Raw genomic sequence first — 18,022 nt, 5'->3', positions numbered from 1 at the left:
GAGCGAAGCTCGGTCGGATGAGGGGTGTTCCAGGGAACGCCGGCGTCTCATTCCTTCCAACACCCCTCATCCGTCTCGGCGCTGCGCGCCGATCCACCTTCTCCCACAAGGGGAGAAGAGGAAGGGGCGCCGCATGACCACCCGTCCCGCCATCGCCGCCGACATCGTCGCACTTTTCGCCACCCGCGACACCCACGCCGTGGAAGTCGCCGTGCTGCAGCCTGCCGACCCGTTCCTCGACATGGCCGGCGAGGATCTGCGCCGCCGCATCTTTCTCACCGAGAGCGAGACCGGCAAGACGCTGTGCCTGCGGCCCGAATTCACCATTCCGGTCTGCCTCGATCACATCTCCAGCCAGGCCGGCACGCCGCGCCGCTATTCTTATCTCGGCGAAGTGTTCCGCCAGCGCCGCGACGGCGGCAACGAGTTCTTCCAGGCCGGCATCGAGGATCTCGGCGACCGCGACACGGCCGCCGCCGATGCCCGCTCGCTGGCCGACGCGCATGCGCTGCTGTCGCTGGTGCTGCCTGGCTGGAAGCTCGCCGTCACGCTTGGTGACCAGACCTTGTTTGAGGCCGTGCTGGCGGCGCTCGGCCTGCCGCGCGGCTGGCGCATGCGCCTTGCCCGCGCCTTCGGCTCGGCGCCGATGCTGGAGGCCGCCCTTGCCGATCTCGCCAATCCGCCGCGCAACAGTCAGCTTTCCGGTCCGGTCGCGCTGCTGGTGCTCGACGGCGATGCGGAAGGCCTTGCCGCGCATATTGCCGACGGCATGGAGGAAGCCGGGCTGTCGGCGTCATCCGGCCGCGCGCCTGCCGACATTGCGCGCCGGCTGATCGAGAAAGCGCAACTGCGCAGCGTGCGGCTGTCCGACGAGGCCTTCTCGGCGTTGAAGGGCTTTCTCGAGATCGACGTCGCGCTCAGCGACGCGACCGCGGCGCTGGAAAAATTCGCCGCCGATGCGGGCCTGTCGCTGGGACCGGCGCTGGCGAATTTCGCCGCTCGCGCCAAAGCGATCGAGGCGCATGGGCTGTCGGCGGCAGAAATCCGCTATGACGCCGCCTTCGGCCGTCCACTCGACTACTACACCGGCCTCGTCTTCGAGATCGCGGTCCAGGATGGCGATCGGCCGCTGGCCGGCGGCGGTCGCTACGACCGGCTGCTGACGCTGCTGGGAGCAAAAAAGCCGATTCCAGGGGTCGGCTTCTCGGTTTGGCTCGATCGCATCGAAGCCTTGCGGGAGAATGCCAAATGATCACGCTGGCGATCCCGTCGAAGGGCCGTCTCAAGGAGCAGTCGCTCGAAGTGCTGGCCAAGGCCGGCCTGGCCGTGAGCCTGCCTGAAGACGACCGCAAGTACCGCGCCCGCATCGACGGTCTCGACAATGTCGAGGTGGCTTTCCTGTCCGCGTCCGAGATCGCCGGCGAGATCGGCCAGGGCGCGGTCGATCTCGGCATCACCGGCGAGGACCTTTTGCGCGAGAACCTCGCCGACTGGGAAGCGTGCGCGGAGATCGTCGCCCGCCTCGGCTTCGGCCATGCCGATGTCGTGGTGGCGGTGCCCGACATCTGGCTGGACGTCGACAGCATGGCCGACCTCGATGATGTTGCCGCCGATTTCCGCCAGCGCCATGGCCGGAGGCTCAGGATCGCCACCAAGTACTGGCGGCTGACGCAGCAGTTCTTTTCGCTCAAGCATGGCATCCAGGTCTACCGCATCGTCGAAAGCCTCGGCGCCACCGAAGGCGCGCCGGCCGCGGGGCTGGCCGACGTCATCGTCGACATCACCACCACCGGCTCAACGCTTCGCGCCAACCACCTCAAGGTGCTGGGCGACGGTGTGATCCTGAAGTCGCAGGCTTGTCTCGTTGCTTCGAAGAAGCAGCGCGATGCGGCCGACGAAGCGATCCTGCGCGACATCGCCGCGAAGATGAGCGTCCTGCCTCCTCCCTGAGCGCCCTCAAGCAGAGGGGGACCATTGACGGATTTCCACCGTCCCCATCGGCTGATAGGCTGGCTTATCCCGGGAGGAGAACGGCGATGGCGATCAAACTCGACGAGCTCATGAACGCCACCAATCTGCGCAAGACGCGCAACAGCTTCGTTGCCCCGGTTGGCGACAAGGCGCATGTGTCGGGCGACCGGTCGGTGCCGCTGCTCGACAAGACCATTCCGGAATTGTTTTCCGATACGGTGAGCAGATACGCGACGCTCGACGCCGCCGTCTTCGTCGGCCAGGACAAGCGTTTCACCTGGAGCGAGCTGTCGGACGCGGTCGACGCTTTGGCTGCCGGTTTCCTGGCGCTCGGCCTCGAAAAAGGCGACCGCGTCGGCATCTGGTCGCCGAACCGCTGGGAATGGCTGGTGACGCAGTTCGCCACCGCCCGCATCGGCCTGATTCTGGTTAACATCAACCCGGCCTACCGGCTGACCGAGCTCGAATACGCATTGAACAAAGTCAGCTGCAAGGCATTGGTCACCGCCGCGCAGTTCAAGACCTCCGACTATCTCGGCATGATCGAGACATTGGCGCCTGAATTAGCCAGGGCCGAGCCTGGCAAGCTCAAGGCGAAAAAACTGCCGGCGCTCAGGATCGTCATCCGCATGGGCGACGACAATTCACCCGGCATGTTCAATTTCGGCGATGTTCTGGCCATGGCCGGTCGTGACGAGCATGACAGCCTCGACCGCATCTCCGAAGGGCTGAAGCCCGGCGAGGCCATCAACATCCAGTTCACCTCAGGCACGACCGGCGCGCCGAAAGGCGCGACGCTGACGCATTCCAACATCGTCAACAACGGCAATTTCGTCACCTCGGCCATAAAACTCACCACCGAAGACCGGCTCTGCATTCCGGTGCCGCTCTATCACTGCTTCGGCATGTCGATGGGCACGATGGGCTGCGTGTCGAAAGGCGCGACCATGGTCTTCCCGGGCGAAGGTTTTGACGCCGGCGCAACGCTGAAGGCGGTGGCGCAGGAGCGCTGCACTGGGCTATACGGCGTGCCGACCATGTTCGTCGCCATGCTCGACCATGCGGATTTCTCCAGCTTCGATCTCTCCAGCCTGCGCACCGGCATCATGGCCGGCTCGCCTTGCCCGATCGAGGTGATGAAGAAGGTGGTGTCCCTGATGCATATGTCTGAGGTGACCATCGCCTACGGCATGACCGAGACCAGCCCGGTCTCCTTCCAGAGCAGCGTCGACGATCCGCTGGAAAAGCGCGTCTCCACCGTCGGCCGCATCCACCCGCATGTCGAGGTCAAGGCGATCGGCGCCGACGGTGGCACCGTCGCGGTCGGCGAGCCGGGCGAGCTCTGCACGCGCGGCTATTCGGTGATGAAGGGCTATTGGAACGACGCCGAAAAGACCCGCGAGGCGATCGACGCCGACGGCTGGATGCATACCGGCGACCTCGCCACGATCGACGCCGAGGGCTATTGCAACATCGTCGGCCGGGTCAAGGACATGGTCATCCGCGGCGGCGAGAACGTCTATCCGCGCGAGGTCGAGGAATTCCTCTATCGCCATCCCAAGATCAAGGAAGTGCAGGTCTTCGGCATCCCGGACGACAAATATGGCGAGGAGCTCTGCGCCTGGATCGTGCTGAAGCCCGACCAGATCGCCACCGCCGAGGAGATCAAGGCCTTCTGCGCCGGCCAGATCGCGCATTACAAGGTGCCGCGCTACATCCGCTTCCGCGCCGAGCTGCCGATGACGGTGACCGGCAAGCCGCAGAAGTTCCTGATGCGCGAGGCGATGGTGGAGGAGCTCGGGCTGGTGGCGCAGAAGACGGCGTGAAACGGCATCTATGGACAACGAGTTTCCAAATTTCGCGGCGCTGAGAGCCGCCAAAATTGAAAACGTGGATTATCGCATCGTCGTCCGGCGGGGCGCGCGAACCGGAAGTGCCATCGTCATGGCCCCGCATGGCGGTAAGATCGAGCCTCGCACCTCCCTGATCACCGAGACGATAGCAGGGGCCGATCTCGATATGTATTGCTTTGAAGGGCTCATGCCGGAAAGCAACCGGGAGCTGCACATAACGTCCAGGAACTTTGACGAGGCAACCGCGCTCGAACTGTTGCGGACGAAGTCCACTGTCGTCGCCATCCACGGCCGTCAGGATCGCGACGATTTTTCGACAGTCTATCTGGGCGGCAAGGACGCCGCGTTGGTTTCAGAGATAGCCGGGCGTCTGCAGGGGGCCGGTTTCCAGACAAAAAGAGACAATCATCCCTTTCCCGGTATCCAGGATTCGAACATCGTCAACCGCGGGCTGACGGGGAAGGGAGCGCAGCTGGAAGTGCCCTTCTCGCTGCGCCGCCGACTGGGCAACGAGCCGGAGCTTCTGGAAAAATTCTGTGGGGCGGTTCGCAAGGCCATCGAGACATTCGACGCCATAAACGGCGCCCGGTCCCCGGTCATGTTTTGAATGCTGCAACGATGCCCGTGATGCTCCCCAGGCGCTTTTCCGCTAAGCTCGCGTAAACGCCTGGCATTCGGGGGCTTTGATGTCTGGTTATGCGCGATCGGTGACGTCCTACACGATGCCGTTGGTGGCGCTGGCAATGGCTTTCGCGGTCAGGGCCAGCGGCCTTTCGGTCGACGAAGGGTCGCTGAATACCAGGATCCTCATTGGGGTGCTGTCGAGCGCCATCATGTTCACCACCATTTTCGTCGTGCTCGACCACGCCGAGGCAGTCGCCTCGCGCGTGGGCGAGCCCTATGGAACTTTGGTGCTGACATTTGCGGTGACGGCAATCGAAGTGTCGATCATCGTCTCCATGATGCTGCATGGAGAAAACAACCCGACGCTGGCGCGCGAGTCCGTTTTCTCGACGGTGATGATCACCTCCACCGGCGTCGTCGGCATCTGTCTCACGCTTGGCGGCTGGCGCTACCGCAAGCAGGCGATCCTGCGGCAAGGAACCAGCGCATACCTGTCGGTTCTGATCGCGCTGACCGTGATGACGCTTATTCTTCCGACCTACACCCAAGCCACGGATCCCGGCACGTTTTCGGCGGCTCAGCTTGGTTTTGTCAGCGTCCTTTCGGTGCTGCTCTATGCGAGCTTCGTATTCGCCCAAACCGTCCGACACCGGGAGGACTTCGTCCAGGGGCAGGCGCACGACGCTCCGACGCGAACTGCAACCCACGGAAGCATCTCCGTCAGCGCGCTCCTGCTGCTGAGCGGGCTCGTCGGCATTGTCCTGCTCGCCGAGCAGGTCGCCGCGAGCGTGGAGGATGCGCTCGCCGCCTATAAGGTGACCCAGGCCGACAGCATCGTAGGGGCAATGATTGCGGCACTGGTTTTGATGCCGGAGGCGATCTCGGCGATCCGCGCTTCCTTCAAGAATGAGCTGCAGCGCAGCCTGAACGTCGCGATGGGCTCGGCCTGCGCCACGATCGGTTTGACGATACCGGCGGTCGCGGCGGCCAGCCTGCTGACGGGCAGGGGCCTGACCTTGGGGCTTCCGGCGTCCGATGCCGTGCTTCTGGTGCTGGCGCTTTTCATATGCAGCGTGAGCTTCAGCACCGAACGAACGACGTTCCTGACCGGCATGGTGCATGTCGTGGTGTTTTTTACCTATGTGTTTCTGATCTTTGTGCCGTGAAGTGCCGGCCGGCGGGCGCAGGGATGGAGATGCGTCGAAGCGCGCTTCACACCCCCAGCACCGCCCGGTCCAGCCCGCGTATGATCCGCGCCAGTTCCACGCACTCGTCCTGCCTTGCCTTGTTGCGGCGCCAGGCCATGCAGATCATGCGCTGCGGCATCGGCTCCTGGAACGGCACGATCCTCAGGTCCGGCATGACGCCGGCCGCACTTGCCGCCATTTCCGGCACCAGCGTGACGCCCAGCCCATGCGCCACCATCTGCAAGAGCGTCGTCAGGCTGGTCGCGCCGTAGCTTGCCATCGCCACTGGCCGCACATTGCCGCAGACGGCCAAGGCCTGCTCGCGCAGGCAATGGCCTTCCTCCAGAAGCATCAGCCGCTCCAGCGCCGGGCTTTCGGGCGGCACCGGCGGTGAGGCGAACGCCGGATCGCCGGCGGGCACGGCGAGGAAGAAGCGGTCGGGGAAAAGCGCTTCGGTGACGATCGCCGGCTGATCGAGCGGCAAGGCCGCGATGAAGGCATCGAGCCGGCCGGACGTCGCATCCTCGACAAGGGAGGCGGTTACCGCCTCGCGCAGTTCGAGTTGGAGGGAAGGGTAGTGCTTTTTCAGCTCCGGCAGCACATGCGGCAGGAGATAGGGCGCGACCGTCGGGATGATGCCCAGCCGGAAGCGTCCTTCCATGGTCGGGCGGCCGCGCCGGGCAGTCGTCTCGACGTCACGTATATCCGCCAGAATGCGCTCGATACGCGGCTGCAGGGCAAGCGCCTCGTCGGTCATGCGCACCGTCTTGCCGCCGCGCTCGAACAACAGGCAGTTCAGCCGCTCTTCCATCTCGGCGATCTGCGCGGAAAGGGCCGGCTGGCTGACGCCGGCAAGCTTCGCCGCGCGGCCGAAATGCAGCGTCTGCGCCAGCGCGTCGAAATACTGCATTTGCCGGACGGTGAGGCCAATCATAAGAAAATCCTATCAAACGAAACAGGAAAGGCAATTTGTCTTTATCGGCAGGCCGGCCTAGTCTGGAATCGTTCCAGGTTGGCGCGGCCGGCGGCTGCCCCCGAAATTTCGGGAAAAATCAACCTCGGCAAAATTCAACCACGGCAAAACCTCGGCAGAATCGGGAGACTAAGATGGACGCGAAAACCGACGACAACAGCGCTGGCAAATGCCCGGTGGCGCATGGATCCGCACGGACCAACCGCGACTGGTGGCCGAACCAGCTCGACCTTTCCGTTCTGCACCAGCAGTCGAACCTCTCGGACCCGATGGATGAAGATTTCGACTATGCCAAGGAGTTCGCAAGCCTCGACCTTGATGCGGTGATCGCAGACCTGCACAAGGTCATGACGGATTCGCAGGACTGGTGGCCGGCCGACTTCGGCCATTACGGCCCGCTCTTCATCCGCATGGCTTGGCACAGCGCCGGCACATATCGCATCGGCGACGGCCGCGGCGGCGCCGGCGCCGGTCAGCAGCGTTTCGCGCCGCTGAACAGCTGGCCGGACAACGCCAACCTCGACAAGGCGCGCCGGCTGCTATGGCCGATCAAGCAGAAATACGGCCGCAAGATTTCCTGGGCCGACCTTCTGATCCTCACCGGCAACGTCGCGCTGGAATCGATGGGCTTCAAGACCTTCGGCTTTGCCGGCGGCCGCGCCGATGTGTGGGAGCCGGAGCAGGACGTGGACTGGGGCTCCGAAACCAAGTGGCTTGGCGACGAGCGCTATTCGGGCGACCGTGAGCTTCGCGGCCATCTCGGCGCCGTGCAAATGGGCCTCATCTACGTCAACCCGGAAGGTCCGAACGGCAAGCCGGATCCTGTCGCGGCCGCGCGCGACATCCGCGAGACCTTCGGCCGCATGGCCATGAACGACGAGGAAACCGTGGCGCTGATCGCCGGCGGCCACAGCTTCGGCAAGACGCACGGCGCCGGCGACGCCTCGCTGGTGGGCGCCGAGCCGGAGGGCGCCGGCATCGAGGCGCAAGGCCTCGGCTGGTCGAGCAAATATGCCTCCGGCATTGCTGGCGACGCCATCACCTCGGGCCTCGAGGTCACCTGGACGACGACGCCGACCAAATGGAGCAACAATTTCTTCGACAACCTGTTCAATTACGAATGGGAGCTGACGAAGAGCCCGGCCGGCGCGCATCAGTGGACGCCGAAAGGCGGCGCCGGCGCCGGCACCGTTCCGGACGCGCACAATCCCTCCAAGCGTCACGCGCCGGCCATGCTCACCACCGACCTCGCGCTGCGTTTCGATCCGGCCTATGAGAAGATCTCGCGCCGCTTCCACCAGAACCCGGACCAGTTTGCCGACGCCTTCGCCCGCGCCTGGTTCAAACTTACCCATCGCGACATGGGCCCGGTCGTGCGCTATCTCGGCCCGCTCGTGCCCAAGGAAGAGCTGATCTGGCAGGATCCGATCCCGGCCATCGACCACGAGCTGGTGAGCGAGGCCGACATCGCTTCGCTCAAGGCCAAGATCCTGGCCTCAGGCCTGTCGGTCTCCGAGCTGGTCTCGACTGCCTGGGCTTCGGCCTCGACCTTCCGCGGCTCGGACAAGCGCGGCGGCGCCAATGGCGCCCGCATCCGTCTGGCGCCCCAGAAGGACTGGGAGGTCAACGAGCCGGCTCAGCTCGCCAAGGTGCTGGCCAAGCTGGAAGCCATCCAGAAGGAGTTCAACACCGCGCAGGTCGGCGGCAAGAAGGTCTCGCTCGCCGATCTCATCGTGCTTGGCGGCGTCGCCGCGGTCGAGAAGGCGGCGAAGGAGGGCGGCACCGAGGTGAAAGTACCCTTCACGCCGGGCCGCATGGACGCTTCGCAGGAGCAGACGGACGTCGCCTCCTTCGCCGCGCTGGAGCCGAAGGTAGACGGCTTCCGCAACTATGCCCGCGGCAGGTTGCCGATGTCGGTCGAAGCGATGCTGGTCGACCGCGCCCAGTTGCTGACGCTGACCGCGCCGGAAATGACGGTACTGGTCGGCGGCCTGCGCGTGCTCGGTGCCAATGCCGGCGGTTCCAAGCATGGCGTCTTCACCGACAGGCCTGGCCAGCTCACCAACGACTTCTTCGTCAACCTGCTCTCGATGGCGACCGTTTGGGATCCGGCGGCCGGGTCAGAGCCGGGCTCGGACGAGGTTTACGAAGCGCGCGACCGCAAGACCAAGGAGGTCAAGTGGACCGGCACCCGCGCCGACCTGATCTTCGGCTCGCACGCGCAGCTGCGTGCGCTCTCCGAAGTCTACGCCTCGGCCGACGCCAAGGCCAAGTTCGTCAGGGATTTCGTCAAGGCGTGGACGAAGGTGATGAACGCCGACCGCTTCGACATCGCGAGATAAAGTCGTACCTCCCAAGCAAAAAGGCGCGGGTCATGCCCGCGCCTTTTACTTTATCGAACTGCGGTCAGTCTTTTTCGAAGACGCCGGCCTTGGCGACGACGCCGGCAATCGCGCCGCCGACCAGTGGCGCGACGATGAACAGCCAGAGCTGGCTGAGCGCAGCACCGCCCGAAAACAGCGCCGGGCCGATCGAGCGCGCCGGATTGACCGAGGTGCCGGTCACCGGGATCATGGCGAAGTGGATGCCCGCCAGCGTCAGTCCGATGGCCAGGCCGGCAAAGGCGGTGGTGTGCTTGGCGTTGGTGACGCCGAGGATCACGGTGACGAAGGTGAAGGTGCCGATCAGCTCCCACAGGAAGGCTGAGCTCATGCCCCATTTCGTTTCGTCCCAGCCATTGGCGCCGAAGCCGCCGGTGTGGCCGCCGACCTGGCCGGAAACGATGATCCACAGCGCCAGCGAGGCGATGATGGCGCCAATGATCTGCGCGATCCAGTAGGGGACGACATCGTTGGCCGGCATCCGCCCTGCCAGGAACACGCCGAGCGTCACCGCCGGATTGAGATGCGCGCCCGAGATCGGGCCGATCGCATAGGCCGCGGCGATCAGGCCGATGCCGAACGCCAGGCCGATGCCTTCCTGTCCGAGCGGCAGCGCGCCGCCGAAGCCGCCCGTGACCACGGAGGCGGTGCCGATGAACACCAACAAAAACGTGCCGAGAACTTCTGCCAGATAAGTCTTCATTGCCCTCTCCTCATAGGATCCGTCGAAACCGCGTTTCCCGCGTCGCGAATCACTGCCGGAAGAGTATTCCTGCGGACAACACTTGGAAAGCTGATAGGTTAAGCCGGTTGGCTTTCTTGCAGGTGTCAATCAAAAACATTAGAAGTCTTTCATGTTCTGATCGATTGTTCTTGTTTCCTGACTCGGGCTCCCACCAACGGAAAAATCGTTCGGCCAAATGGGCCGGTCTTGAAACGCCATTTCATCGGCAAACCGAACGGAACTGTTTCAATCCTGGCCGGAAAGGCTTTATGAGCGGGCTGGAACCGATTTGTAACAGCTACGGAAAACGGGATGCGACTGGGCGGAAGGCTGGCGGCGGCGATAGAGGTTTTGGAAGACATCGGCCGGCGTCACCGGCCGGTGGCCGACGCGCTGCGCGACTGGGGCCTGTCGCATCGTTTCGCCGGCGGCGGCGACCGCGCCGCGATCGGCAACATCGTTTATGATGCGCTGCGCCGCAAACGCTCGGCCGGTTGGCTGTTCGGCGAGGACACGCCGCGCGCTATCGGCTTCGGCGCGCTTCTGTTGGAATGGGGCCAGACGGCGCAGTCGCTCAACGACGCGCTCGACGGCGACAAATTCGCGCCGCCGCTGCTCAGCGCGTCCGAGTTGAAAGCGGCTGCCGAGCGCAGGCTTGGCGAGGCCCCCGATGCTGTGCGGGCCGATATCCCGGACTGGTGCGCGCCGCTGCTCGAGCAAGCCTATGGCGACGCCTGGGTCAAGGAAGGCGCCGCCCTGGCGCAGCGCCCGCCGCTGGACCTGAGGGTCAACACGCTCCAGGCCGATCGCGCCAAGGTGCTGGCCGAGCTCCAGGGCACCGGTGCCGCGCCTACGGCGATCGCGCCGCATGGCATCCGCATCCCGCCGATCGACGGCGACGGCCGGCATCCGAACGTGCAGGCCGAGCCTGCCTTCCAGAAAGGCTGGTTCGAGGTGCAGGACGAAGGCTCGCAGCTTGCCGCCGCGCTTGCCGGCGCCGAGCCCGGCATGCAGGTGCTCGATTATTGCGCCGGCGCCGGCGGCAAGACGCTGGCGCTGTCGGCCGAGATGGACAATCGGGGCCAGCTCTTTGCCCATGACGCGGAGAAGGTGCGGCTGGCGCCGATCTTCGAGCGCATCCGCCGCTCACACAACCGCAACGTCCAGGTCGTCAGCAAGCCCGCGGAGCTTGCGCCGCTCACCAACCATATGGACATCGTGCTGATCGACGCGCCCTGCACCGGCAGCGGTACCTGGCGGCGGCGGCCCGACGCCAAATGGCGTTTGACGGAAAGGCAGCTCGATGCCCGCAAGGCAGAGCAGCAGGCGATCCTCGACACCGCGCAAGTCTTCGTCAAGCCGGGCGGCCTGCTGGTCTACATCACCTGTTCGGTGTTCGACGCCGAGAACGGCGAGCAGGTCGCCGCGTTCCGCGCGCGCCATGAAGGCTTCGCGCCGGTCGATCATCGCCAGCTGTGGGACAGCCGCTTCCCGGGCCATGAAGGGGCCGCGCGCATTGCTGATACCGGCGGTATCTCGCTGTCGCCGGCGCTCAGCGGCACCGACGGGTTCTATCTCCATGCCTTGCGCAGGACCGACTGAACACCGCCGGCTTTTGCTGCGCTGCAGCATAAAAGATTGCCTGTCTTGCCTGGCTCTGCAATAAACTTCGCCAGCAATGTGAGGCAAAGCGCCATGGCGGCAGCCAAGATCGTACCCGCTCCGGATTTCGAGGAACGCGTCAGGGCGTCCTTTGCCCGCCAGGAGGCGATGGCGACAATCGGCGCCGAGCTGACGCTGGTGACGCCTGGCATCATCGAGATCGAGATGCCGTATTCCGCCTCGCTGACCCAGCAGCACGGTTTCCTGCATGCCGGCGTCATCTCCACGGCGTTGGACTCCGCCTGCGGTTACGCGGCCTTTTCGCTGATGCCGGAGAATTCCGGCGTGCTGACCATCGAGTTCAAGGTGAACCTGCTCGCGCCGGGCAGGGGCGAGCGGTTCCTGTTCCGCGGCTCCGTGACCAAACCCGGTCGCACCATCATCGTCGCCGACGGCCAGGCCTACGCCTTCGCCGCCGACGGCGAGGCCAAGCTGATCGCCACCATGACCGGCACGATGATGACGGTGGTCGGCCGCGACGGGATAGAGGGGTGAGGAGCGGTCCGCGCAGCGGACGAAAAGCTCCCAAATGGGCTTTTCGAGCGACGAACGCCCGGAGCCATAGCGAAGGGCCGGCAGGCGGCGAGGCACGTTGTCCCTTTCGCGTCGTCGTAGCAAATAGGGGTAAAGCTTCATGACTGTCGAAGTGTCACGCCTGTCGCAAAAATCCGTTCTCTTCGTCATGGCGGCTGAGGCCGAATACGGCCCGCACCTGAAGAACCTGTTCACACCGCTGATGACCGGCGTTGGTCCGGTCGAGGCCGGGGTCAGGCTGGGCGCCGAGCTCGCGGCGTTGAAGGCTGAAGGCGCGCTTCCGGACCTGGTCGTCTCGCTGGGCTCGGCCGGCAGCCGCAGGCTGGAGCAGACCGAGATCTACCAGGCCGTGTCGGTGAGCTATCGCGACATGGATGCTTCGCCGCTCGGCTTCGAGAAGGGCGCGACGCCTTTCCTCGACCTGCCGGTGTCGGTGCCGCTGCCCTTCGTCATTCCAGGCATCAAGACCGCCACGCTCTCGACCGGCGGCGCGATCGTCTCCGGCGTTGCATATGACGCCATTGATGCCGACATGGTCGACATGGAGACCTTTGCCTGCCTGCGTGCCTGCCAGCTGTTCGGTTTGCCGCTGATTGGGCTCCGCGGCATTTCCGACGGCGCGGCCGATCTCAGGCACGTCAACGACTGGACGGAATATCTGCACGTCATCGACGAGAAGCTCGCCGCGGCCGTCGCCCTGCTGGAACAGGCGATCGGCGGCGGCCTGCTTGGTGGCTGACTGCCGGTTGGATCAGGCAGCAAGGCGTTGTGGATCGCCGAAATCGATGCGTGAAATGCGTCCACGGGAGGCTCCTGTCGCATCGATATAGTCGATTGCCCCCGCTGCATGATCGAGTTTCCACGCGCCGGCGGGGCCGTTTTTCCATTCGACCTTGTAGCCGTCGTCAAGCAGCGTCCAGGTCCCGTGAAAGCGCGTGCCATCCGGCAGGAGCATGTGCGCCCGATCGTCGGTTTCATAGTGGATGAAGGCGTTCTTGCCGCCCATGTCGATGACATGCGTGGTTCCGACCATGATAATGGCCAGCGTGTCCCTGTTCAGTATCGTCATTGTTCCTGTCCGCGGGGTTTGCGTTTCTCGAATGGCCTCGACGCCCAGAATATCGTCAAGTATCTTGACCATACGGAGTTCGAATTAAATGGTCAAGGAGCTTGACGAAAAAAACGATGGGCTGCCCAATCACGTCGGTTGGCGGCTGTGGCAGGCGAGCCGTGCCTGGCAGGCGGAATTCGCCGCTGCCATGCGGGCCGCCGGCCACGCTTGGTTCAGCGAAGCGCGCGCCGGCCTGCTTGGACACATCCCGCGCAACGGCACGCGCCAGTCGGCGTTGATTGAGCGCGCGGCCACCTCCAAGCAAGCGGTTCAACAGTTGCTCGACGGCCTGGAGGCGGAAGGCGTGCTGGAGCGATTGCCCGATCCCCGGGACGGGCGCGGCAAGCTCGTGCGCTATACGCGCAAAGGCCTAGATGCCTTGCGCGACGGCGATCGCATCAAGCTTCAGATCGAACGCGGCTATATCGATCGCATCGGCGAGCAGCGGTTCGCGGCGCTGATGGACGCCTTGCGCTCACTTGACGCCGAGCAGGGAGAAGCACCAGCATCGAAGTGAACGGCGCGACCGCGCGCAACCCATTGCGCCGACTCGTTTCTTTCTCTAAAGGCTCGCCATGACGACGACAGCCAATCATCCCGACACCGTTCTGATTGTCGATTTCGGCAGCCAGTTCACGCAACTCATCGCCCGCCGCATCCGCGAGGCCGGCGTCTTTTCCGAGATCGTGCCGTTCCAGTCGGCCGAAGCGGCCTTCAAGCGCATCAAGCCGAAAGCGGTGATCCTGTCGGGCGGCCCGGCCTCGACCACCGACATCGGCAGCCCGCGTGCGCCGCAGGTGGTCTTCGACGCCGGCGTGCCGGTGCTCGGCATCTGCTACGGCCAGATGGCGCTCTGCGTGCAGATGGGCGGCGTCGCCGAAAGCTCCAACCACCGCGAGTTCGGCCGTGCCTTCGTCGAGATCGAGAAGGAGAGCCCGCTGTTCGAAGGCCTGTGGGCGCCTGGCCAGCGCCACCAGGTGTGGATGAGTCACGGCGACCGGGTCATCGAGTTGCCGCCGGGCTTCAAGGTGCTCGGCAAGTCGGAAAGCTCGCCCTTCGCCATTTTCGGCGATATCGAGCGCAAGATGTACGGCATCATGTTCCATCCGGAAGTGGTGCACACGCCGGACGGCGCCAGGCTGCTCAGGAACTTTGTCCACAACATCGCCGGCATCGAGGGCGACTGGACGATGCGCGCCTATCGCGAGCACGCGGTCGAGACGATCCGCAAGCAGGTCGGCAAGGGCAAAGTCATCTGCGCGCTTTCGGGCGGCGTCGACTCCTCCGTCGCGGCGCTTCTCATCCACGAGGCGGTCGGCGAGCAGCTGACCTGCATCCTTGTTGACCACGGCCTGATGCGCAAGGACGAGGCCAAGGGCGTGGTGGAGATGTTCCGCCAGCACTACAACCTGCCGCTGATCCTGGTCGACGCCTCCGACCGTTTCATCTCGGCGCTGGAAGGCGAGGCCGACCCCGAAAAGAAGCGCAAGACCATCGGCCGGCTGTTCATCGAGGTGTTCGAGGAAGAGGCGAAGAAGCTCGGCGGCGCCGATTTCCTGGCCCAGGGCACGCTTTATCCCGACGTCATCGAAAGCGTCTCCTTCTCCGGCGGCCCGTCTGTGACGATCAAGTCGCACCACAATGTCGGCGGCCTGCCCGAGCGCATGAACATGAAGCTGGTCGAGCCGCTGCGCGAATTGTTCAAGGACGAGGTGAGGGCGCTCGGCAAGGAGCTCGGCCTCCCCGAAAGCTTCATCGGCCGCCATCCTTTCCCCGGCCCCGGCCTTGCTATCCGTTGCCCGGGCGGCATCACGCGCGAAAAACTGGAGATCCTGCGCGAGGCCGACGCCATCTATCTCGATGAGATTCGCAAGGCCGGCCTCTACGACGCCATCTGGCAAGCCTTCGCGGTGTTGCTCCCGGTGCAGACGGTCGGCGTGATGGGCGACGGCCGGACCTACGAATTCGTCTGCGCGCTGCGCGCCGTCACCTCCGTCGACGGCATGACGGCCGATTTCTATCACTACGACATGAACTTCCTCGCCTCCGCAGCCACCCGCATCATCAACGAGGTGCGCGGCATCAACCGGGTGGTGTATGACGTGACGTCGAAACCGCCGGGGACGATCGAGTGGGAGTGACAGGGATCGCCATGCAGTAGCATGGGATAGGAGGATGTATAAGCGATCGGAGACCAGCGACAGATAGAAATCGAGCGACGCTGCTCTGCAGGCGGTAGAAGCCCAGGTCGTGTTCTCATCAGCCGACTGGCAGACTATTGGCCGCGATCGCCAAGGAACCACATTCCCATCGGCCAGTTCACTTTCTTTGGTGAAAGGAGCACGGGCCATGGCGTCCATCCGATACATTGTGACAGACGTTGACACTTCGGTCGCGTTTTATCGCGATAACCTCGAGTTCGAGGTGGACATGCACAACCCTGGCAAGTTCGCAGCGCTCATTCGCGATGATCTCACGCTTTACCTTAGCGCTCCGGGGGCAGGCAGTGGAGGAACTGCTGGCGGCAAACCAGAGCCTGGCGGGTGGAACCGATTCATGATCGTCACGAAGGACATAGATGTCGTCGTCGGCCGGTTGAACGATGCAGGCGTCAAATTCAAAGGAGAAATCAGCGAGGCGGGAGCTGGTCGCGCCAGACTTCTGGAAGATCCGTCGGGCAATCTGGTTGAGCTGTTTGAGTTCAAGAAGAAATGAGTACGCGCAGATCGTCAACAACGACGTTCATGTTCATGCTTCACAAGTCCGACCGAATGCAGCTGAGGGAGCTGCCCGGCTGGCATTGAAGTGCGTGGCCGCACTTGATGCCACAGTCGCTGAAACCAAGCAGACAAGCAATCCGAGCGCTCGCGCTGCGCGACCGCCCATAGCGCCACGAGATCCGCTCGCGGCCGGTGATTCCTAGCGACCGGCCCATTCCCGCCTGCCCTCAGAATCGGAAGGCGCAGTCGAGGAACATTCTTCTCCCCGCGCTATTCGGGAGAAGTTTCTCGGGACAACGACATGTCGATACTGGGCTGGATTCTCGGCCGGCGCCTGGCAAATCAGGAACAGTCGCAACGCAAGATCGGCGTGTTCGAGGGCGTGCCGGCAATGGGCCTCGATGGGCTGGGTTCGTCGGCCTATGGGCCAGAAGCGGCGCTCACGATCCTGATCCCGCTCGGCGCGGCGGGTCTCGGCTATATCGGTCCGATCATGGGCGCCATAGTCGGTTTGCTCGCGGTCCTTTATCTTTCCTACCGCCAGACCATCGCCGCTTACCCCGGCAATGGCGGCGCTTATATCGTCTCGCGCGAAAATCTTGGCCGCAATGCCAACCTGCTTGCCGCCGCCGCGCTGATGGTCGACTACGTGCTCAATGTCGCCGTAGGCATCTCTGCCGGCGTCGGCGCGCTGGTGTCGGCGCTGCCTTCGCTGCATGCCTACACGCTTTGGATCTGCCTCGGGATCCTGCTTTTGGTAACCGTCGTCAACCTGCGCGGCACGCTCGATGCCGGCCGGTTGTTTGCCTTGCCGACCTATCTGTTCGTTGCCAGCTTCCTGGCGATCCTGGCGATCGGCGTCTCGAAGACGCTTGCCTCCGGGGTCAGCCGGTGCCCGCAATTCCACCGCCGCCCCTGCAGCAGCCGTCCGAAACGGTAAGCCTGCTCCTCTTGATGCACGCCTTTGCCAGCGGCTGTACGGCGATGACCGGCGTAGAGGCGGTCAGCAACGGCATGACTGCATTCAAGGATCCGCCCGTCAGGCACGGCCGGCGCACGCTGGCGGCGATCTGTCTGCTCCTTGGACTGCTGCTCGGCGGCATTGCCTTCCTGTCGGCACGCTACCGCATCGGTGCGATGGATCAGGAGAAGGACGGCTATCAGAGCGTGCTGTCGCAGCTTGCGCATGCCGTCGTTGGCGACGGGGTCTTCTACTATGTCGCCATCGGTAGCCTGCTTTGCGTGCTGGCGCTTTCGGCCAATACAAGCTTCGTCGATTTCCCCCGCCTTTGCCGCATGGTGGCGGAAGACGGATATCTTCCCAAGCCCTTCGCCATGGTTGGCCGCCGGCTCGTTTTCTCCATCGGCATCCTTTACCTCGCCTCGTCGACGGGACTGCTGCTGGTCGTGTTCGGCGGCATCACCGACCATCTGATCCCGCTTTTCGCCATCGGCGCCTTTCTGACCTTCACGCTGTCGCAGACTGGGATGGTGATGCACTGGGTAAGGGCGCTTCGCACAACCAAGGACACGAACCGGACGGGCAACCGGATGCATCTGGCGATCAACGCGTTCGGCGGCATAGTCACCGCGCTGGCGCTCATCGTGATTGTCGTCGCCAAATTCAGGGAAGGCGCCTGGATCACGGTGATCGTCATCCCGGTTGTGATCCTCCTGCTGCGGCTGGTGAGGCGCTATTACGACCAGCTCGAGGCAAGTCTGCGCGAGCCCGGGAAAGTCGATTTGAGCAGCACCGAGCCCCCTGTCGTTCTTGTCGTGACCCAGCAATGGAACAGGATGGCGGACAAGGCGCTCAGCTTTGCCTTTCACCTGTCCGAAGATGTCATCGCCGTCCATGTGGCGCGGCTGTCGGGTGAAGAGAGCGACGAAGAGCGCGCAATTCGCGGGAGGTGGTCGCAGGATGTGGAAGCGCCGGCGAAGGCGGCTGGCCTGCGCCCGCCGCGCCTGCTTCTCCTCAATGCCGACTACCGGCTGATGTACGAGCCGTTATTGAAGGAGATCAAGGCGTTGCGCGGCGAGTTCGACGGCCGCACCATTGCGGTGCTGCTCCCAGAGGTCGTGCCGCCCAATTGGTGGCAATATATGCTGCATACGCAGCGCGCTCGCCGATTGCACGCCAAACTGCTCGAGTTCGGCGGATCGGACATCGTGATCATTTCCATGCCTTGGTATATCGAGGAACCGAAGATCGAGGCGGCCCGTTGAATGTTGCCGCTCCCTTCGATCACGCCACCTCACCAAAAGTTTGGCCGAGCGATGGA

The 18,022-nt window shown here is 64.0% G+C and carries 17 protein-coding genes; 14 read left to right on the top strand and 3 right to left on the bottom strand.

Features of this window, described 5'->3' with window-relative positions; all coding sequences use genetic code 11:
* The first annotated feature begins 133 nt into the window (after nt 1-133).
* The 5 genes from LB526_RS20560 to LB526_RS20540 all read left to right on the top strand — a co-directional run bounded on the left by LB526_RS20560 (nt 134) and on the right by LB526_RS20540 (nt 5,614).
* Nucleotides 134-1,252, top strand: coding sequence for an ATP phosphoribosyltransferase regulatory subunit (locus LB526_RS20560; protein WP_224527528.1), 1,119 nt, complete (start codon nt 134-136; stop codon nt 1,250-1,252).
* Nucleotides 1,249-1,950: an ATP phosphoribosyltransferase gene (hisG, locus tag LB526_RS20555; RefSeq protein ID WP_224527531.1), complete on the top strand. Its 702-nt coding sequence runs from the start codon at nt 1,249-1,251 to the stop codon at nt 1,948-1,950. Before LB526_RS20560 ends, hisG begins: the two co-directional genes overlap by 4 nt.
* Nucleotides 1,951-2,036: 86 nt before the next feature.
* Nucleotides 2,037-3,797, top strand: coding sequence for an AMP-binding protein (locus LB526_RS20550; RefSeq protein ID WP_224527533.1), 1,761 nt, complete (start codon nt 2,037-2,039; stop codon nt 3,795-3,797).
* A 10-nt stretch (nt 3,798-3,807) separates the two neighbouring features.
* Entirely contained in the window at nt 3,808-4,431 is a 624-nt protein-coding gene (locus tag LB526_RS20545; RefSeq protein ID WP_224527535.1) for a poly-gamma-glutamate hydrolase family protein, read from the top strand.
* Nucleotides 4,432-4,531: 100 nt separating this feature from the next.
* Nucleotides 4,532-5,614, top strand: coding sequence for a calcium:proton antiporter (locus LB526_RS20540; protein ID WP_224629523.1), 1,083 nt, complete (start codon nt 4,532-4,534; stop codon nt 5,612-5,614).
* A gap of 46 nt (nt 5,615-5,660) precedes the next feature.
* Here the strand turns inward: LB526_RS20540 and LB526_RS20535 are convergent, their stop codons facing one another.
* Complete coding sequence (locus LB526_RS20535) at nt 5,661-6,569, bottom strand: hydrogen peroxide-inducible genes activator (protein ID WP_224629522.1); 909 nt, start codon at nt 6,567-6,569, stop codon at nt 5,661-5,663.
* Between the two features lie 173 nt (nt 6,570-6,742).
* On the opposite strand from LB526_RS20535, the gene katG reads away from it, so the two are divergent.
* A complete protein-coding gene (gene katG, locus LB526_RS20530) occupies nt 6,743-8,950 on the top strand; it encodes a catalase/peroxidase HPI (RefSeq protein WP_224629521.1) in 2,208 nt (735 codons plus the stop codon).
* 64 nt (nt 8,951-9,014) lie between these two features.
* On the opposite strand, the gene LB526_RS20525 is transcribed toward katG, so the two are convergent.
* The gene (locus LB526_RS20525) at nt 9,015-9,692 is read right to left on the bottom strand and encodes an MIP family channel protein (RefSeq protein WP_224629520.1); all 678 of its coding nucleotides are present in this window, start codon (nt 9,690-9,692) and stop codon (nt 9,015-9,017) included.
* A 333-nt stretch (nt 9,693-10,025) separates the two neighbouring features.
* Here LB526_RS20525 and LB526_RS20520 point away from each other — a divergent pair, with 333 nt between their 5' ends.
* The 3 genes from LB526_RS20520 (at nt 10,026) to LB526_RS20510 (ending at nt 12,648) form a co-directional block, all read left to right on the top strand.
* On the top strand, nt 10,026-11,315 hold the full coding sequence (locus tag LB526_RS20520; RefSeq protein WP_224629519.1) for an RsmB/NOP family class I SAM-dependent RNA methyltransferase: 1,290 nt from the start codon (nt 10,026-10,028) through the stop codon (nt 11,313-11,315).
* A 93-nt stretch (nt 11,316-11,408) separates the two neighbouring features.
* Complete coding sequence (locus tag LB526_RS20515) at nt 11,409-11,870, top strand: PaaI family thioesterase (protein ID WP_140635058.1); 462 nt, start codon at nt 11,409-11,411, stop codon at nt 11,868-11,870.
* A gap of 139 nt (nt 11,871-12,009) precedes the next feature.
* Nucleotides 12,010-12,648, top strand: a complete 639-nt coding sequence (locus LB526_RS20510) for a 5'-methylthioadenosine/S-adenosylhomocysteine nucleosidase (protein WP_224629518.1) — start codon at nt 12,010-12,012, stop codon at nt 12,646-12,648.
* A 12-nt stretch (nt 12,649-12,660) separates the two neighbouring features.
* On the opposite strand, the gene LB526_RS20505 is transcribed toward LB526_RS20510, so the two are convergent.
* A complete protein-coding gene (locus LB526_RS20505; RefSeq protein ID WP_224629515.1) occupies nt 12,661-13,050 on the bottom strand; it encodes a hypothetical protein in 390 nt (129 codons plus the stop codon).
* 16 nt (nt 13,051-13,066) lie between these two features.
* Here LB526_RS20505 and LB526_RS20500 point away from each other — a divergent pair, with 16 nt between their 5' ends.
* The 5 genes from LB526_RS20500 to LB526_RS20485 all read left to right on the top strand — a co-directional run bounded on the left by LB526_RS20500 (nt 13,067) and on the right by LB526_RS20485 (nt 17,966).
* On the top strand, nt 13,067-13,537 hold the full coding sequence (locus LB526_RS20500) for a MarR family winged helix-turn-helix transcriptional regulator (RefSeq protein ID WP_224629513.1): 471 nt from the start codon (nt 13,067-13,069) through the stop codon (nt 13,535-13,537).
* Nucleotides 13,538-13,595: 58 nt separating this feature from the next.
* Nucleotides 13,596-15,161, top strand: coding sequence for a glutamine-hydrolyzing GMP synthase (gene guaA, locus LB526_RS20495; RefSeq protein WP_224629512.1), 1,566 nt, complete (start codon nt 13,596-13,598; stop codon nt 15,159-15,161).
* Between the two features lie 208 nt (nt 15,162-15,369).
* Nucleotides 15,370-15,735, top strand: a complete 366-nt coding sequence (locus tag LB526_RS20490) for a VOC family protein (protein WP_224605967.1) — start codon at nt 15,370-15,372, stop codon at nt 15,733-15,735.
* A gap of 306 nt (nt 15,736-16,041) precedes the next feature.
* Nucleotides 16,042-16,680 (top strand): amino acid permease, encoded by a 639-nt coding sequence (locus LB526_RS29645; RefSeq protein WP_263483354.1) that lies wholly within the window; start codon nt 16,042-16,044, stop codon nt 16,678-16,680.
* A 74-nt stretch (nt 16,681-16,754) separates the two neighbouring features.
* Nucleotides 16,755-17,966 carry an amino acid permease gene (locus LB526_RS20485; RefSeq protein ID WP_263483353.1) on the top strand — a complete coding sequence of 404 codons (1,212 nt, stop codon included), beginning with the start codon at nt 16,755-16,757 and terminating at the stop codon, nt 17,964-17,966.
* Nucleotides 17,967-18,022 lie beyond the last annotated feature (56 nt).

The sequence above is a fragment of the Mesorhizobium sp. CA6 genome (assembly GCF_020165035.1).
Classification (GTDB): domain Bacteria; phylum Pseudomonadota; class Alphaproteobacteria; order Rhizobiales; family Rhizobiaceae; genus Mesorhizobium.
Note: the sequence above shows the minus strand (reverse complement) of the source record. Positions and strands in the feature narration are given on the sequence as shown.

What these genes read in the sequence shown, in the direction of transcription:
- LB526_RS20560 (WP_224527528.1), top strand. Translation starts at nt 134, where the DNA reads ATGACCACCCGTCCCGCCATCGCCGCCGACATCGTCGCACTTTTCGCC.
- hisG (WP_224527531.1), top strand. Translation starts at nt 1,249, where the DNA reads ATGATCACGCTGGCGATCCCGTCGAAGGGCCGTCTCAAGGAGCAGTCG.
- LB526_RS20550 (WP_224527533.1), top strand. Translation starts at nt 2,037, where the DNA reads ATGGCGATCAAACTCGACGAGCTCATGAACGCCACCAATCTGCGCAAG.
- LB526_RS20545 (WP_224527535.1), top strand. Translation starts at nt 3,808, where the DNA reads ATGGACAACGAGTTTCCAAATTTCGCGGCGCTGAGAGCCGCCAAAATT.
- LB526_RS20535 (WP_224629522.1), bottom strand. Translation starts at nt 6,569, where the DNA reads ATGATTGGCCTCACCGTCCGGCAAATGCAGTATTTCGACGCGCTGGCG.
- katG (WP_224629521.1), top strand. Translation starts at nt 6,743, where the DNA reads ATGGACGCGAAAACCGACGACAACAGCGCTGGCAAATGCCCGGTGGCG.
- LB526_RS20525 (WP_224629520.1), bottom strand. Translation starts at nt 9,692, where the DNA reads ATGAAGACTTATCTGGCAGAAGTTCTCGGCACGTTTTTGTTGGTGTTC.
- LB526_RS20520 (WP_224629519.1), top strand. Translation starts at nt 10,026, where the DNA reads ATGCGACTGGGCGGAAGGCTGGCGGCGGCGATAGAGGTTTTGGAAGAC.
- LB526_RS20515 (WP_140635058.1), top strand. Translation starts at nt 11,409, where the DNA reads ATGGCGGCAGCCAAGATCGTACCCGCTCCGGATTTCGAGGAACGCGTC.
- LB526_RS20510 (WP_224629518.1), top strand. Translation starts at nt 12,010, where the DNA reads ATGACTGTCGAAGTGTCACGCCTGTCGCAAAAATCCGTTCTCTTCGTC.
- LB526_RS20505 (WP_224629515.1), bottom strand. Translation starts at nt 13,050, where the DNA reads ATGGTCAAGATACTTGACGATATTCTGGGCGTCGAGGCCATTCGAGAA.
- LB526_RS20500 (WP_224629513.1), top strand. Translation starts at nt 13,067, where the DNA reads ATGGTCAAGGAGCTTGACGAAAAAAACGATGGGCTGCCCAATCACGTC.
- guaA (WP_224629512.1), top strand. Translation starts at nt 13,596, where the DNA reads ATGACGACGACAGCCAATCATCCCGACACCGTTCTGATTGTCGATTTC.
- LB526_RS20490 (WP_224605967.1), top strand. Translation starts at nt 15,370, where the DNA reads ATGGCGTCCATCCGATACATTGTGACAGACGTTGACACTTCGGTCGCG.
- LB526_RS29645 (WP_263483354.1), top strand. Translation starts at nt 16,042, where the DNA reads ATGTCGATACTGGGCTGGATTCTCGGCCGGCGCCTGGCAAATCAGGAA.
- LB526_RS20485 (WP_263483353.1), top strand. Translation starts at nt 16,755, where the DNA reads ATGACTGCATTCAAGGATCCGCCCGTCAGGCACGGCCGGCGCACGCTG.